The sequence below is a fragment of the Bordetella avium genome (assembly GCF_034424645.1).
GTDB classification, from domain to species: Bacteria; Pseudomonadota; Gammaproteobacteria; order Burkholderiales; family Burkholderiaceae_B; genus Bordetella; species Bordetella avium.
In genome coordinates this window covers 1,233,150-1,248,169 of sequence record NZ_CP139969.1, presented here as the reverse complement: position 1 = coordinate 1,248,169, position 15,020 = coordinate 1,233,150, and the positions used below count along the sequence as shown (strand labels likewise).

Here is a 15,020-nt window from a genome sequence, read left to right as displayed (position 1 = left end):
TGGCCGGGAGGGCGACGGATACAACACCCGAAAGGGAAAGAAGTCCGCTCGACTGCTTTCGAGTTCTTAACCTCCCGGCCACCTTGCTGGATGTGCGTAAGAACACTTCGGCAGGGTCTGTAAGACTCAAGCAGGAGTGTTCATCATGTCGCAATCCGCCCTGGCTTTTCAGCCTGATTCCACCGCATTCAACTTTGAATCCCATGTTGTACGGGTCGTCGTCATCAATGGCGAACCATGGTTCATTGCTGCCGATCTGTGCAAAGCGCTGAAGCTCAGCAATCCGAGTGAGTCGTTAAAAGCGCTGGATGACGATGAAAAAATGACCCTAAGTTCAACTGAGGGTCATTCCGGTAAACGGGGTGGTGCTCAATTCCAATCTGTAATCAGTGAATCCGGCATGTACACCCTGGTGCTGCGGTGCCGGGATGCTGTCAAGCCAGGGACACTACCTCACAGATTCCGCAAGTGGGTCACGGCCGAGGTCCTACCCACCATCCGCAAGACGGGCAGCTACGGCACGCCGCGCATCGACCCCGCCGAGCTGCTGCTCTCTGGCCAGTCAGACCTCACCATCGAGCTACCTGAGCACATCCAAGCTGCACTGAATGCGCGCGCGGGCGTCCTCGCTGGCGAGGCATTTGTACTCATCCGTGAGCATCTGCGCCGACGCATCGCGTTCGGCGCCGTCAACGGCCATCACCAACTGCTGCGCGATGATCTCGTGCTCAACCTGATTGCAGACGGCGACCTCGGCGATGCCTTGGCCCATGAGTACATCACGAAAATTCGGAACCTATTCAGTTACTTGAACGGGATCGCCGACGCCGCTTGCCGCTCCCGTGACCAAGCAGGCGAGCACCTCAAGGCACTGCACACCACGCATTGGTAGTGCCGGCTGGCCTTTAACCCACCACTGACTCACCCCTGTCCCCCGCATCCCTTGCGATGCGGGTCGGACTCCCTTTGCCTGGAGAAATCATGCTGCATTACCCCGAGCTAACTGACCAGCAGATTATCGACGCACTGTATGAGCTATTTGCTGGAGAGGCCGACATCGCTTTCGGTCAAGACCGTGAGTGGTGGGCGGATGCCATTATCGACGGAGGCCATGACGCGCTGTGCCGGATCGCATTAACGGCTCTCAGCACAACGCCGGTACCAGAATACGTAACCCAAACACAACGCGAACTGCGCGCCGATCTTATCGGCATCGCACGGCTCCTCATGGGCAAGGCCCACGCCGAGGGCCGGGAGATACATGCATGATCCGCCGCGCCCTCGCCTACCTGCACGCCAAGCGCCTGGACCTCGACCTGGCCGGATACGCCGCCATGGTCGCCGCGCTGGCGATGGCCACTGGGCTGATCGGCCCGACCCTCGACGCCCACCCATCCACCCTCACCGCCTGCGAAGGCTGCGGCAAGACCGCGTATGCGGCTAAGGATTGAGACATGAACGCCATCACCGAAGCCACCCGCCTGATTGATGCCCCGTGCGTGATCGAAGGCCAGCCGATTGAGCAGTACCACGGCGGCCCAGGTATCAGCAAAACGGGCCTTGATCGCATCAATGTCTCGCCGGCCAATTTCTATGACCTGACCCTGAACCCGGTGCGCCCGCCTGAGCCGGAGCGTAAGGGCCAGCTGGAGGGCCAGCTTGCGCACTGCGCAATTCTGGAGCCTGAAGAATTTGCCAAGCGGTACGCAGTCGGCCCGGATGTGACCCGTTCGACTAAGGAATGGAAAGCCTTCGAGGCGGCGCTACCCGCTGGCGTCATCGGCATCAAGCCAGACCAGAGAGAGACGGCAATGCGGCAGGCCGAAGCCGTGCGCCGCCTGCCGGACGTGGCCGAGGCGCTGGCCGCTGGCGTGGCCGAATCATCCGCCTACTGGATCGACCAGGAAACCGGCGTCCTGTGTCGGTGCCGCCCTGACTGGTGCCACCCGGCGGGCGAGTCCGGCGTGATCTTGCTGGACGTGAAAACCTTCAGCGATGCAAGCCCACATGAGTTTTCGCACCAGATCGCCCGAAAGCGGTACCACGTCCAAGACGCCTTTTATACGGACGGCTACGCGGCTGCCAGCGGTAAGACCGTGCTGGCCTTCATCTTTGTTGCCGTCCAGGATGCCTGGCCGTTCGCCGCCAGCGCCGTGATGCTCGATCCGCGAAGCCAGGACCAGGGGCGCCGCGACTATCGCCGCAATCTCAGCACCTATGCCGAATGCCTGACCTCGGGCAACTGGCCCGGTTTCGGCCAGGGTGTCCACCTCGCATCCCTGCCCAACTGGGCATTCAACGACGAATGACAGGACCAACCATGTCGCAAACCACCTCCCTCGCTGACCTCAAGAAAACATCCAAGATGGTCGCCTCGCAGGCCGGCATCGGCCAGGTAAAGGCATTTTTTGATTCCCAAAAGTCCACGCTGGCCGCCGTGCTACCGCGCCACGTCAGCGCCGACCGTATGCTGAAAATCGCACTGGGCGCGCTACGCACCACGCCGAAGCTGATGGGTTGCACGGTCGAATCCTTGATGGGCGCGGTTGTGCAGTGCTCGCAGCTTGGTCTGGAGCCGAACACCCCCCTTGGCCACGCCTACTTGATCCCCTTCGAGAAGCGCCGCAAGCAAGGGAATGATTGGGTGACAGACAAGATCGAGGTTCAGATTGTCCTGGGCTACAAGGGACTGATCGACCTCGCCCGCCGATCCGGCCAGATCGTGAGCATCGCCGCCCATGCCGTACACGAGAACGATCATTTTGAATATGCCTACGGCCTGGATGAAAAGCTGGAGCACAAGCCGGCCATGGGCGAACGCGGCGCCATCATCGCTTTCTATGCAGTCGCCAAGCTGGTCGGTGGCGGCCACGCCTTCGAGGTGATGAGCGAGCAGCAGATCATCGAGATTCGCAACGCCTCGCAAGGCTGGCAGCAGGCCGTGCGGGCCAAAAAGACCGACGCTAGCCCCTGGGGTGCGCACTTTGCAGAGATGGGCCGCAAGACCGTACTGCGCCGCCTGTTCAAGTATCTGCCCGTGAGCATTGAGCTGGCCAACGCCGCCGCACTGGACGAGCTGAACGCTCGCGGCGAATCGCAAGCACTGGACAACGTTCTGGAGGGCGAATACATCACGCCCGCACCGGGTGATGACGACGCCGCGCCGGCGGCGATCACCTACGACCCCTCCCCCCTGTTCCCGCAGATCGCAGACGCGGCAAGCCTCGACGCGCTCGACCTGGTTGGCGACAGCCTGCGCGATGCCCCGGATGAGCATTACGACGCACTGCAACGCGCCTACCAGAACCGCCGCGCCAAGCTGACCTCGGCGGACTGATCCCCCAGGGCGGCGCCACAACCAACGGAGGCCATCTACTGGCGCTGCCCTCCCCCTCTTCCCACCTGGAGTCCCGATATGCCTGGATTTGTCGTCTTAGGTGTCCGCCCTGGGCGGAGAAAAGGAATTCACATGACCAATCAAGTTATCCCTCAAGGCTGGCAACTCCCACTGGATCTCGCAATCGACGCAATCGAGAACGCCGCGCCGATGGGCCAGGATTGGCCCGTCAACTGGCCGCTCGTCCTGCACGGCCTGAAAGAACTGCGCTCCGCCCTGGCAAGCGCACCCGATGCTGACGGGTGTCGACATGTCGACACATCCGAGACGAGCGCGGAGCCGGTGGCGTGGATGATGGCAAAGCGAGAAAGAAACTCTGACCCGAAATTCACTTTTGCCGACCCGTCTGGTGTGTACCAGTCAGAGTATTTGGCACTCTACACCGCGCCCCAGGCCAGCCCTGCCGCAGATGCGCGGGATGCCAAGGACGCGGCACGGTATCGATGGCTGCGCTCGCTCGAATCCTTCCGAGAGCATGACGACTGGACGATATATGACGGCGGTGGTCACGCGGCCCGAGGACAGTCGCTCGATGCCGCCATCGACGCCGCCATTGCCGCCCAGCAGGGCAAAGGTGGTGAGTGATGGGCAAGGACTTCATCCCCAGGCCAGCCTGCACCGTGGCCAGCGGCGATTGTCTCTACGCTGGCCGATGCCTGCTGCAATGCACTACGCGCCTGACAGCCGCCGCCGCAAACGAAAAGCTGACGGAAGCCCTGGCCCTACTGAGCAAGCTGCGAGAGTACACGATCAGTTTCCGCAGCGTGACGCTGTACGTTGACGGGTCTGAGATAGACGCGGCCGTTCGCAAGGCCGGGCAATTGCTCAATGCCTCGCGCCGGTCTGCCGCCCCATCCATCCAGGGCGAAGGGAGGTAGGGGATGTGGCCAGGAATTAACCCCTTACCGATGCGATCAATCAGGTTTGTCACAGGCGGAGCAATCTCCACGAACATCGAAGCCCACGGCATAGACGGCTACTTTCGCGCAGGCAGGTACTGGAGCCGAGACGGCGCGGACCACTGGGAGACCCACGAAATAAAAGCATGGAGGTATCAAGCATGACCCCCAACACCAAACAGACCGTACTTGAGCCGTGCCCATTCTGCGGGTGTGCCTCTGCATATTTTGAGCGCATTGGAACACCGTTCCAATCCTGCGTTGTGGAGTGTGGCGACTGCGGAGCCCGGCTCGAAACAGGCGAGGAAGGCCAGGACTGCGGCTGCGCGTGGAATCACCGCGCTGCGCCAGCGCCAGTTATCCGAAATCCTCGAACAACTGAGACGCCCGGCATCGTCGCGGACGAGCACTGCTGATCATGATCGATGACGCTATCCAGCGACTGCTGGACACCACACGTAATGCTTGGAGGCCCGCCTAGCGCGGGTTTATTTTTGGAGGCGATATGTTGAGCGTCGCAGAGGCGGCCGCTGTTTTGTGCGTGGCACAGCGCACCGTCTATGATCTTGCCGCCCCTGGCGGGCCAATCCCTTGCCACAGGTTCGGGCGCCGCATCCTCTTTACAAAAGAAGATCTCACCGAGTACATAGCATCATGCCGATATATCGAGACAAAGCGCGCGGTTGTTTCGTCTTTGAGTTCGACCGCGCCATTGAAGGCAAGCGAGTCCGCACTTCCAAGCTTCTTCCGAAGTCGTGGAGTCGTGCCCAGGCAGACGCCTACGACCGCCAAGAAGCCGCGCGCCTCTACGCCGTTGCAACTCGTGTCGAGCGCCCGCAATTCCTGATTGAGGATGCTGTCACGATCTATCTAAAAGAGCGGGCGCCGCACCTCAAGTCGGGCGACATAATCATTCGAGAGCTGGGCCTGATGTACTGGGCCTACCGAGGCAAGCCGATAAGCGAATTGGCTGAGGCCTGCAAGCTTTACGGCGAAAAGGCTATTCGGGACGACGGGTCAGAACTGGCGCCAGCCACGAAAAGAAACCGCATCCGATACTTGGTCAGCGCCTGCCGCTATGCCTGGAAGCGCCACGGCATGTCTGAGCACGACCCCGGCGCCCGCGTTCTCACGCCGACTGTACGCAATGAACGCCAGTTCTACACCGACCGGCGTGGAATGCTGTTGATTGCAAAAGCTTGCACTTGCAAAGCTACTCGGGCGGCGATCCGAATCTCTTTTTATAGCGGAATGCGGCTTGGCGAAGTTGTTGCCGCTGTGCGGGAGGACGGCTTATTCAAGCTGCCCGACACCAAAAATGGGTTGCCCCGCTTTGTGCCGATCCACCCGAAGGCAAATGCTGCGGCCAAAGTCCGAATGCGTGACAAATGGACAATGAGCAAGAATTTCAAAAAAGCCGCCAGGGCCGTCGGCATGGGACACCTTCGCTTCCACGACCTGCGGCACAGCGCTGCCAGCGAAATGATCAATGCTTCAGTCGATTTGTATACCGTCGGGGCGGTTCTGGGGCACAAGTCAGCGACCAGCACCAAGCGCTACGCCCACTTAGCAACCGAGACCATCGGGGGTGCCCTTGCCAACATTGGCAGAAAATCCCCAGACGCAAAAAAACAAAGGGTTGCGTGATCACACGCAACCCTTTGATTTTGCTGGTAGGCCCCCCGAGAGTCGAACTCGGCACCAACGGATTATGAGTCCGCTGCTCTAACCAGGCATGAGCTAGAGGCCCTTAAAACTTATTGCCCTTCGAGGAAGCTCTTGAGCTTGTCTGCGCGACTGGGATGACGCAGCTTGCGCAAGGCCTTGGCTTCAATCTGACGAATCCGTTCGCGGGTAACGTCAAACTGTTTGCCGACTTCCTCCAGCGTTTGATCGGTGCTCATTTCAATACCGAAACGCATGCGCAAAACCTTGGCTTCACGCGGGGTGAGGGAGTCTAGCACTTCTTTCACAACATCGCGCATGGAACCGTGCAAAGCGGCATCAGACGGTGCCAGCGTGGACGTGTCTTCGATGAAGTCGCCCAGATGGGAATCATCATCGTCGCCGATCGGCGTTTCCATGGAGATCGGCTCTTTGGCGATCTTCAAGATCTTGCGAATCTTGTCCTCGGGCATGTCCATCTTCTGCGCCAGGGTCGCAGGATCGGGTTCGGCGCCGGTTTCCTGCAGAATCTGACGGCTGATCCGGTTCATCTTGTTGATCGTTTCGATCATGTGAACCGGGATACGGATGGTGCGAGCCTGGTCCGCGATAGAACGGGTAATGGCCTGGCGAATCCACCAAGTTGCATAGGTCGAGAATTTATAGCCGCGACGATATTCGAACTTATCGACCGCCTTCATCAGACCGATATTACCTTCCTGGATAAGATCCAGGAACTGCAGACCGCGGTTGGTGTACTTCTTGGCAATAGAGATCACCAGACGCAGGTTGGCCTCAGTCATTTCGCGCTTGGCCTTGCGAGCCTTGGCTTCACCCGTGGCCATGCGCTTGTTGACGTCTTTGAGATCCTTCAGCGGCAGCACGACGCGAGTTTGCAGGTCGATCAGCTTTTGCTGCAACTCTTGCACGGCCGGAATCTGACGCTCAAGGGTTTCAGCGTAGGGGTGGCCTGCGGCCACTTCTTCGACGACCCACTGCAAATTGGTTTCGTTGCCCGGGAACACCTTGAGGAAGTGCGAGCGCGGCATGCCTGCGCGATCCACGCAGGTGTGCAGCACAGCGCGTTCGAGCTGTCGCACTTCTTCAACTTGATTACGCAGGGTGTCAGCCAGCTTCTCGACCATTTTGGCCGTGAAACGAATGCCCATCAGTTCGTTCTGGATGGTTTCCTGAGCGCTGATGTAGATATCCGAACGATAGCCATCCTTTTCGTAGGAATTGCGCATCTTGTCGAACTGGCGCGAGACCTCGTCGAACTTGGCCAGGGCCTTGACGCGCAGGTCTTCGAGCTGTTTGCTCGACATGCCGCCAGCCGGACCGTCATCGCCCTCCTCTTCGTCGGCGCTGACACCGGCACCGGCGTACTCTTCACCATCTTCCGGGTCAACCAGACCATCGACGACTTCGTCGATCTGGTTTTGACCTTCTCGTACACGCGTGGCGTGGGCGAGGATTTCGTTGATGGTGGTCGGACATGCCGAGATGGCCATGACCATGTGCTTCAGACCGTCTTCGATACGCTTGGCGATTTCGATTTCACCTTCGCGCGTGAGCAACTCGACCGAGCCCATTTCGCGCATATACATACGTACGGGATCGGTGGTGCGGCCGAAATCGGAATCAACGGTGGTAAGCGCCGCCTCGGCCTCGTCCTCGACATCATCATCGTTGGAAGCGACTGGCGCGTTCTCGCTCATGAGCAGCGTTTCAGCATCAGGGGCCTGGTCATAGACCGAGATACCCATATCGCTGAAGGTGCTGATAATGCCGTCGATGGCTTCGGCGTCGACCAGATCGTCGGGCAAATGGTCGTTGATTTCGCCGTAAGTCAGGTAGCCGCGATCCTTGCCCAGCTTGATCAGCTGCTTCAGGCGATTACGGCGGGCCTCGTATTCTTCGGGCGACACGGGGCCACGGGCGATCAGATCTTTAGGATCGCCTTTGCCGCGCTTGCCGCCACGCTTGACGGGTTTAAAATCAGGCACGACTTCGCCTTCGCCGTCCATCGGATCATCGAAGGTATCGCTATCGTTGTTGGCATTCTTGGCCGGACGGCCAGGACGACGGCCGCTGGGCACGCGTGCGGCGCCGCCCACCAGATCGGCCAGCTTGTCCTCGGCCTTCTTGACACGGGTCTTGGTGGTCTTTTCGCCTGCGGCCGCAGCCGGCTTGGCGGCTTTTTTCGCCGCAGTTTTGGTTGCGGTCTTGGCAACCTTCACCACTGTCTTGGCGGGCGTTTTTTCCGCCGCCATGCTGATGGCACGCTTTTTGGCCATCGTGGGGCTGGCGTCTGCCGCTTCGATTGCAGAGGAGGTTTTGCCGGTGGATTTGGTCATAGTCGCTTCCGTAGTCGTCGCAACCCGTTGGGGTTTGTTGCACCGCGCGCCGGTTGCGGCCGGCGGGCGGGTATAACTGGCGGGTTGGCGGAAACCGCGCGTCCGCGTTGGGCGCGGAACTGGTGTAAGCCCCTGGCAGCGCCCTCTGGCCCTCAAGCCCGGGGACTGCCTGTGTCGCGGTTTCATCCAGGACCATCAGGTCGGGACATCGGGAATGCTGTCGTTGCCTGCAACAGGCGGGGCTAAGCGGGTAATCCTCGCTTGCCATACGGACTCAACACCCTACTCAATGCCGCCAGCCGAATGATCGTGGACTGCACGACCCACCTTCTAGCTATCTGTACTGCTTACAACGGTTCGGTGCGGCGCCATCCCCTTGATCAGGGAGGAATATCCATACAGGATAATCAGGTTCGCATCACTTTAGTATGCGCACTTCGGTGACGCAATACCAGCCTGCCGCACAAAAAAAGAGCCGATCTCCTACACCACGTCACAGGATCAATCCCGCGACGCACTTCATTCTTTACGGCAGACTTGCCGCCGCCAAGGTGATGACTCACTACCGCGCATCATCACCGCCTGATATTACCGAGCGCTCTCGCGCCCGGCGCGCCACGTCCTGACATCGATAACAATCGAGCCACAACCCGCCCGCTGCAACACGCCGTGGCGCACCCGCTGACAACCGGCCTGTGCCGCCCATACCCGGCCTGCCATGCCTGGAAAAACCCTAAAGTGTACCGTACTTTTCAACGCAAACCGGATGTACTTAAGACCGTCAAACGCTGCCGGAGTTCGCCGTAACGCCGGCGCGCCTCCTCTGTAAGCAGGCCCTCGGTAGCTAATCGGGCCATTTCGGCGCGCAAGCCGTCAATTTCGATGCGGCGCAAAGCGTCGTCCCACTCGACCTGGGGCTCAGGAAGATCTTCCTGCGCCATCATATCCGCCCGTAAACCCTTGAGCAGCACAAAGAGATCCGAGTCTGGATCTGCCGCCTCCATGAGAGCACCGACATGACGAGCGCCACTCGTTTGCGCCAACACGATCAAGTCCCGCACCAACCCTAGATTGGGGCCATGGTCAATGACTTCAAGTTGTTGGTCGCCCATGGTGTCGACCAACTCCGGGTGGGCGAGCAGCAAACAAAGCAGGCGACGGGCCAGCGATGGCATGACACGTCGACCTTCGTAGCCGCCGGTTTCGTCACGACGTTTTTTGCCCTTCCAGTCGCCTTTGCCTTTCCAGTCACCCTTGCCCTTCCAAGCCGGCTTGTCTTGAGACTTGCCACGCCAATCCAGGCCGTCGGATTCCTGCCAAGAAGGGCCTGCCGCGCCCACCGAATAAATATCGTGTTCGTCATCGGAAAGCGGCTGATTCGCCCAATCCGGTGGAGGATCATCCCCCGCCGGCGCCACAGGCGTGAGGGCCGCGGACGGCGACTGCACTTGCTGACGGGCAGCGGCCTGCGCCTGCATCTGGGCAGCGTGCTGGGCCAAGGCCTGCGCCATTTCTTCAGGTGTGAGCTGGACCAGCTTGGCCATCTCACGTTCAATCTGAGTCTTGAGCCCGCACTCGGGAATCTCGGCCAAAAGGGGCTTGGCCTCATGCAGACAACTGGCGCGGCCTTCGGCCTCGCCAAGGTTATGCCGGGAGGCCAGCTCATCGAGCAGAAAGCGCGACAGCGCGCTGGCCTGCGCCATCTGGCCTCGAAAAGCCTCAGCACCGAACTCACGCACATAAGAGTCCGGATCGTGCTCAGACGGCAAAAACAGGAAGCGAATGGAAATATCGTCGCGCAACACGGGCAGGCAAGCCTGCAAAGCCCGCCATGCCGCCCGACGCCCCGCACTATCGCCATCAAAACTAAAAACCACCTTGTCGCTGGCGCGCAGGAGTTTTTTGACGTGATCGGGCGTGGTTGAGGTGCCTAAGGTGGCCACCGCATTGCCGATGCCCAATTGCGCCAGCCCGACGACGTCCATATAGCCTTCGACCACGATGACCACACCCGCCTGGCGTATGGCCAAGCGTCCTTCCCAAAGGCCGTAAAGCTCATGGCCTTTGCTGAAAATTGGCGTTTCGGGCGAGTTCAGATATTTGGGCTCCCCCTTGCCAATAATGCGTCCGCCAAAACCGATCAGGCTGCCCCTCGCGTTACGGATGGGGAACATGATGCGTTCGCGGAAACGGTCGTAGCGGCGGCCGTCTTCAGACTCGATAACCAGACCCGCCTCGACCAGCGTGGGGTCATCGTAATTATCGAAAACCTTGGCCAAACCATGCCGGTCCGTGCCAGACCAACCCAGGCCGAAGGTCTTGGCCACTGCACCAGTCAGGCCACGCTGTTTAAGGTAGGCAATAGCCTCGGGGGACGAACGCAGCCATTGCAGATACTGCGCCTGCGCAGCATCCAGCACTTGGGTATGGCGAGACACCTCGGCCTTGCGGCGCACCGATTCGGCTTGCTGGCGAGGACTGCGAGGCTCTTCGGGGACCGTCATTCCCACCGAGCCGGCGAGCGAGCGCACGGCCTCGGGGAAACTTGCACCCGTGTGCTCCATCATAAAAGTGATGGCGCTGCCATGGGCTCCACAACCGAAACAGTGATAAAACTGCTTAGTTGGGCTGACGGTAAAAGAGGGGCTTTTTTCGTTGTGAAAGGGGCACAGGCCAAGAAGATTGGCCCCGCCCTTGCGCAGCTGCACATAGCGCCCGACGACGTCGACTACGTCGACTCGGGCGAGCAAATCTTGTATGAACGACTCAGGAATCAATAGATTCGGGAATCAGATCAATACATGCGCGGAGGCAGTTGCTGGCTACGAATCCGCTTGTAGTGGCGCTTCACCGCGGCGGCGTGCTTGCGCTTGCGCTCTGCCGTGGGCTTCTCGTAGAACTCGCGCGAACGCAGTTCGGTGAGCAAACCGGTTTTTTCGATGGTGCGCTTGAAGCGACGCAGAGCGGCTTCAAACGGTTCGTTTTCCTTCAGTCGAACGATAGGCATAAATTCAGTGTCTTGGGTAACAGTGATTGATTAACAAACCTGGCTAAACCGGTTTTCTTAGCCTTATGCAGACTACAGCTCCGCAACGGGCAGGCAAAAACCGGCATCCCGGGTAAGCCGGGCCGCTTCCGGCGCTTCAGATGTAGCGAAACCCGCAACACCCGCATCGCCGCAGTTTCCTTGGCGTTGTCACCCAAGTGAATACCGAAAAATCGGTACGCGGGAAACGAGCGCCAGGTTCGGTTTAGCGATAACCAGCGATTCTAGCATGATTGCGCCAAACTTGACCAGAGGCTGGCAGCCCTGCCTCTAGCGTGAACCTTTCCGAATCCAAGCCTCGAGCTGATGCGGCCGCAGGCTGTCGTAATCTTCGAAGGGCTGATGTATCCAGGGATTGGTCGGCAGCTTGTCGACGAAATAGTCGGGCGTTACCTGAGAATGCCCCTTCCACCAGAGCACCGCGCTGCGCAGCTCGGTAATGGCGGGGAACTGTTCTTTAAGGTGATTAAAGACCCTGTTGAAGGTCATGCCGGTATCGACCATGTCGTCTACCAACAACACTCGACCGGATAAGGTACCCCGAGTAATCGTAATGAACTGCGCAATATCCAGTTCACCCTGCTTGGTGCCTGCGGCCTCGCGATAGCTGCTGGTGGCCAGAATGCCCAGCGGCACATCATAAATACGGGACATGACATCGCCGACACGGACACCACCACGCGCCAGGCACAGAATCTGGTCGAACTCCCAACCCGATTGGTATACCTGCAGGGCCAGCTTCTCGATTAATCGGTTGTAGTCGTCCCAAGTCACCCATACGTGGCTGTCGTCGTTGTTTGGCGAGCTCATAGGCGCTTAAACTCCTGCTGGAAAATACGAAAAGGCCACCGGCGGCATCATGCCGCGGCGGCCGTATATATCATAACCCGCCATGCGCTTACTTGGACATGGCGAATTATCTGCTGAAACCTCTGCTCAACCCTTCAGGGGATGACGCAGCACGATGGTTTCATTGCGATCCGGACCGGTCGACACGAGGTCGATCGGCACACCGCAAACTTCGGCAACACGCTCCAGATAGCGGCGAGCATTGAGCGGCAGCTTGCTGTACTCGGTAACGCCAACCGTGGACTCAGACCAACCCGGCAGCTCTTCCAGCACGGGCTCAGCCTGAGCAACAGCGTGGGCGCCATAGGGCAGCACATCGCGGAACTCGCCATTGACGCGATAACCAACGCCCAACTGGAGTTTTTCCAGCCCATCGAGCACGTCCAGCTTGGTGATGCACAGGCCGGAAATGCCATTCAGACGCACCGAACGCTTCAAGGCGGCGCCATCGAACCAGCCGCAACGACGCGGACGACCGGTCACCGAACCAAACTCCTTGCCGACCGTGGCCAAACGGCTGCCGACTTCGTCGAGCAGCTCGGTCGGGAACGGACCGGAACCGACGCGCGTCGTGTAAGCCTTGGTGATGCCCAACACGTAATCAAGCGACTGCGGACCCACACCCGCACCGGCCGACGCCGCACCCGCCACGCAATTGCTGCTGGTGACGTAGGGATAGGTGCCATGATCCACATCGAGCAATGCGCCTTGCGCACCTTCGAACAGGAAGCGGGCGCCCTGCTGCTGAGCCAGGAAAATACTGCTAGAGACGTCGCGCACCATCGGCTTGATCGCCGGAGCCAGGGCCATTGCCTGATCTCGCACCTCATTGGCCGAGACAGCTTGCGCACCCAGATACTGGGTGAGCACGAAGTTATGGTAGTCCAGCACTTCGTCCAGCTTGGCGTCGAAAATATCGGGCGTGAACAAATCCTGCACGCGCAGCGCGCGGCGAGCGACCTTGTCTTCGTAGGCCGGGCCGATGCCACGACCGGTCGTGCCAATCTTGCTCTCGCCCTTGCGTGCTTCGCGCGCCTTGTCGACGGCGACGTGGTACGGAAGAATCAGAGGGCAGATTTCAGAGATCTGCAGACGCGAGCGCACATCCAGGCCAGCCGCTTCGAGCTCTTCGATTTCCTTGAGCAGCGCTTCGGGCGACAGCACGACGCCATTGCCGATATAGCAGGTCACGCCGGGGTGCATGATGCCCGACGGAATCAAACGCAGAATCGTCTTCTTGCCGTTGATCCACAGCGTATGACCCGCATTGTGGCCGCCCTGAAAGCGCACCACGCCTTGAACGGATTCAGCCAGCCAATCGACGATCTTACCCTTGCCTTCGTCACCCCATTGGGTGCCGATCACCACTACATTCTTGCTCATGTTTTGAATCAGTATCGAGTTTCTCGGGAAATCCGGAAATCTCCCCGCGGCCCTCCCAGACAGGGAGGGAGTTAGTCACAAGGTCTTGACCGTCCAGGCGCCATCTTGCAGCACAAGCTCGCGGTCACAAACGAATTCGTCCTGGTCATGCTCGTGGCCGGGCAAAACCTGAACGACGATTTCACCCGTATGGCGCAGCGCACGCACGGCGCCAACCAGGGCGGGGTCCTGCCCCCAGGGCGCGCGGATGGCGCGCCCGGGCTCGGCCGGACTCAATCCGGCCGCGAGCTTGCGCAAATCCAGGCTAAAGCCCGTGGCCGGGCGAGCCCGGCCGAATGCGCGGCCGACGTCATCGTAGCGACCGCCGCGCACCAAGGCATCGTGCCAACCCTGGGCGTACAGCTCAAAGGTCACGCCTGAGTGATAGCCATAGCCGCCGACATCCGCCAGATCCAGGCCGAGCGCCACATCGGGCACAGCCCGGGCTAGACGCTCCAACTCATCTAGCGCTAGCACCAGCGCAGGCAAAGCCGGCAGCTCTTGGCGCGCGCGATCGATGACATCGATCTCGCCATACAGACGCACCAAAGCGCCCAAGGCAGCAAGCGTATCCGCCCGCAGGGCCGGCTCAACGCCGGCCAGCTCCGCCAAACCCGCCACGTCTTTTTCACGCAGCAACATGATGATGCGGCCGGAAATGGCGGCCGCCGCAGGGTCGGCATCAAACAGGGCCTTAACCACCCCGGGATGACTGAGATCCAGCCTGGGACGCGACACCCCCGCGATGGCAACGGTTTCCAACACCAACTGCAAAATTTCGAGGTCAGCCTCGAAACCGACATGACCGTAGATTTCGGCACCAATCTGCAGCAGCTCGCGGCTGGACAGCAGATCGGCTGGGCGAGCGTGCAACACCGTGCCGCAATAGCACAAGCGAGTTACGCTGTTGCGATTCAGCAGGTGAGCATCGATGCGGCTGACCTGAGTCGTCATGTCCGCGCGCACTCCCAGAGTGCGACCGGAGAGCTGATCGATCAGCTTGCAGGTGTACAGATTCAGATCGCCACCCATGCCGGATAGCAATGAATCGATATACTCAACCAACGGCGGCGCGACCAGCTCGAATCCGTAAGTACGATACAGATCGAGCAGCTCACGACGCAACTCCTCGATGCGCCGGGCCTCGGCCGGCAATACGTCGGCCAGGCCTTCGGGCAGCAACCAGTTACCCATGAATATGCACTCTGAAAACGCCTCGACTTCGCGAAAGCGTCGCCCAAACGAAAAAAGACTGAGGGGGGCGTAAGCCCGCTCAGTCTTTGCGGAAAGTTTTCTAGCTTACGAGGTATTGTACATGGATCAGGGGGCATGTCCTAGCACGCGGCATAAAGGCCACATTCAAGCCAGATTCGCAGATAGCCACG

15 protein-coding genes, 1 tRNA gene and 1 pseudogene are annotated in these 15,020 nt (G+C 59.8%); 10 read left to right on the top strand and 7 right to left on the bottom strand.

Translation table 11 applies throughout. The features are described 5' to 3' along the window. Window positions 1-145: 145 nt before the first annotated feature. The 10 genes and pseudogenes from U0029_RS05885 to U0029_RS05850 all read left to right on the top strand — a co-directional run bounded on the left by U0029_RS05885 (window position 146) and on the right by U0029_RS05850 (window position 5,943). Window positions 146-892: a BRO-N domain-containing protein gene (locus U0029_RS05885; RefSeq protein ID WP_115600681.1), complete on the top strand. Its 747-nt coding sequence runs from the start codon at window positions 146-148 to the stop codon at window positions 890-892. Between the two features lie 89 nt (window positions 893-981). Further along, the gene (locus U0029_RS05880) at window positions 982-1,269 is read left to right on the top strand and encodes a hypothetical protein (protein WP_114852958.1); all 288 of its coding nucleotides are present in this window, start codon (window positions 982-984) and stop codon (window positions 1,267-1,269) included. After that, window positions 1,266-1,451: a hypothetical protein gene (locus U0029_RS05875; protein WP_114852959.1), complete on the top strand. Its 186-nt coding sequence runs from the start codon at window positions 1,266-1,268 to the stop codon at window positions 1,449-1,451. The genes U0029_RS05880 and U0029_RS05875 overlap by 4 nt, the downstream gene beginning before the upstream one ends. Before the next feature lie 3 nt (window positions 1,452-1,454). Beyond that, on the top strand, window positions 1,455-2,309 hold the full coding sequence (locus tag U0029_RS05870; protein ID WP_114852960.1) for a PD-(D/E)XK nuclease-like domain-containing protein: 855 nt from the start codon (window positions 1,455-1,457) through the stop codon (window positions 2,307-2,309). Window positions 2,310-2,320: 11 nt separating this feature from the next. Further along, a complete protein-coding gene (gene recT / locus U0029_RS05865) occupies window positions 2,321-3,337 on the top strand; it encodes a recombination protein RecT (RefSeq protein WP_115600680.1) in 1,017 nt (338 codons plus the stop codon). Between the two features lie 132 nt (window positions 3,338-3,469). Continuing rightward, entirely contained in the window at window positions 3,470-3,982 is a 513-nt protein-coding gene (locus tag U0029_RS05860; RefSeq protein WP_114852552.1) for a hypothetical protein, read from the top strand. Continuing rightward, the gene (locus U0029_RS05855) at window positions 3,982-4,275 is read left to right on the top strand and encodes a hypothetical protein (protein ID WP_049794114.1); all 294 of its coding nucleotides are present in this window, start codon (window positions 3,982-3,984) and stop codon (window positions 4,273-4,275) included. Before U0029_RS05860 ends, U0029_RS05855 begins: the two co-directional genes overlap by 1 nt. Window positions 4,276-4,442: 167 nt before the next feature. Continuing rightward, window positions 4,443-4,712 (top strand): Lar family restriction alleviation protein, encoded by a 270-nt coding sequence (locus tag U0029_RS17270; protein WP_114852554.1) that lies wholly within the window; start codon window positions 4,443-4,445, stop codon window positions 4,710-4,712. Window positions 4,713-4,801: 89 nt separating this feature from the next. Then, window positions 4,802-4,897, top strand: a pseudogene (locus U0029_RS17265) (hypothetical protein); the annotation flags it as partial. A 53-nt stretch (window positions 4,898-4,950) separates the two neighbouring features. Continuing rightward, a complete protein-coding gene (locus tag U0029_RS05850; protein ID WP_236824160.1) occupies window positions 4,951-5,943 on the top strand; it encodes a tyrosine-type recombinase/integrase in 993 nt (330 codons plus the stop codon). Window positions 5,944-5,967: 24 nt separating this feature from the next. On the opposite strand, the gene U0029_RS05845 is transcribed toward U0029_RS05850, so the two are convergent. From U0029_RS05845 to U0029_RS05815, 7 genes are all read right to left on the bottom strand, one after another. Continuing rightward, window positions 5,968-6,046 (bottom strand) — tRNA-Ile (locus U0029_RS05845). A 7-nt stretch (window positions 6,047-6,053) separates the two neighbouring features. Beyond that, complete coding sequence (rpoD, locus tag U0029_RS05840) at window positions 6,054-8,318, bottom strand: RNA polymerase sigma factor RpoD (protein WP_039051541.1); 2,265 nt, start codon at window positions 8,316-8,318, stop codon at window positions 6,054-6,056. 752 nt (window positions 8,319-9,070) lie between these two features. Beyond that, window positions 9,071-11,095, bottom strand: coding sequence for a DNA primase (gene dnaG / locus U0029_RS05835; RefSeq protein ID WP_114852557.1), 2,025 nt, complete (start codon window positions 11,093-11,095; stop codon window positions 9,071-9,073). A gap of 17 nt (window positions 11,096-11,112) precedes the next feature. Continuing rightward, the gene (gene rpsU / locus U0029_RS05830; protein ID WP_012417992.1) at window positions 11,113-11,325 is read right to left on the bottom strand and encodes a 30S ribosomal protein S21; all 213 of its coding nucleotides are present in this window, start codon (window positions 11,323-11,325) and stop codon (window positions 11,113-11,115) included. A gap of 309 nt (window positions 11,326-11,634) precedes the next feature. After that, a complete protein-coding gene (locus U0029_RS05825) occupies window positions 11,635-12,174 on the bottom strand; it encodes a phosphoribosyltransferase (RefSeq protein WP_012417993.1) in 540 nt (179 codons plus the stop codon). Between the two features lie 126 nt (window positions 12,175-12,300). Continuing rightward, window positions 12,301-13,596, bottom strand: coding sequence for an adenylosuccinate synthase (locus U0029_RS05820; RefSeq protein WP_012417994.1), 1,296 nt, complete (start codon window positions 13,594-13,596; stop codon window positions 12,301-12,303). A 75-nt stretch (window positions 13,597-13,671) separates the two neighbouring features. Beyond that, the gene (locus U0029_RS05815; protein WP_012417995.1) at window positions 13,672-14,829 is read right to left on the bottom strand and encodes an ATP phosphoribosyltransferase regulatory subunit; all 1,158 of its coding nucleotides are present in this window, start codon (window positions 14,827-14,829) and stop codon (window positions 13,672-13,674) included. Between the last annotated feature and the right edge of the window lie 191 nt (window positions 14,830-15,020).

Bases quoted from the DNA above. Each gene is read 5' to 3' on its own strand.
- U0029_RS05885 (WP_115600681.1), top strand. From the start codon at position 146: ATGTCGCAATCCGCCCTGGCTTTTCAGCCTGATTCCACCGCATTCAAC.
- U0029_RS05880 (WP_114852958.1), top strand. From the start codon at position 982: ATGCTGCATTACCCCGAGCTAACTGACCAGCAGATTATCGACGCACTG.
- U0029_RS05875 (WP_114852959.1), top strand. From the start codon at position 1,266: ATGATCCGCCGCGCCCTCGCCTACCTGCACGCCAAGCGCCTGGACCTC.
- U0029_RS05870 (WP_114852960.1), top strand. From the start codon at position 1,455: ATGAACGCCATCACCGAAGCCACCCGCCTGATTGATGCCCCGTGCGTG.
- recT (WP_115600680.1), top strand. From the start codon at position 2,321: ATGTCGCAAACCACCTCCCTCGCTGACCTCAAGAAAACATCCAAGATG.
- U0029_RS05860 (WP_114852552.1), top strand. From the start codon at position 3,470: ATGACCAATCAAGTTATCCCTCAAGGCTGGCAACTCCCACTGGATCTC.
- U0029_RS05855 (WP_049794114.1), top strand. From the start codon at position 3,982: ATGGGCAAGGACTTCATCCCCAGGCCAGCCTGCACCGTGGCCAGCGGC.
- U0029_RS17270 (WP_114852554.1), top strand. From the start codon at position 4,443: ATGGAGGTATCAAGCATGACCCCCAACACCAAACAGACCGTACTTGAG.
- U0029_RS05850 (WP_236824160.1), top strand. From the start codon at position 4,951: ATGCCGATATATCGAGACAAAGCGCGCGGTTGTTTCGTCTTTGAGTTC.
- rpoD (WP_039051541.1), bottom strand. From the start codon at position 8,318: ATGACCAAATCCACCGGCAAAACCTCCTCTGCAATCGAAGCGGCAGAC.
- rpsU (WP_012417992.1), bottom strand. From the start codon at position 11,325: ATGCCTATCGTTCGACTGAAGGAAAACGAACCGTTTGAAGCCGCTCTG.
- U0029_RS05825 (WP_012417993.1), bottom strand. From the start codon at position 12,174: ATGAGCTCGCCAAACAACGACGACAGCCACGTATGGGTGACTTGGGAC.
- U0029_RS05820 (WP_012417994.1), bottom strand. From the start codon at position 13,596: ATGAGCAAGAATGTAGTGGTGATCGGCACCCAATGGGGTGACGAAGGC.
- U0029_RS05815 (WP_012417995.1), bottom strand. From the start codon at position 14,829: ATGGGTAACTGGTTGCTGCCCGAAGGCCTGGCCGACGTATTGCCGGCC.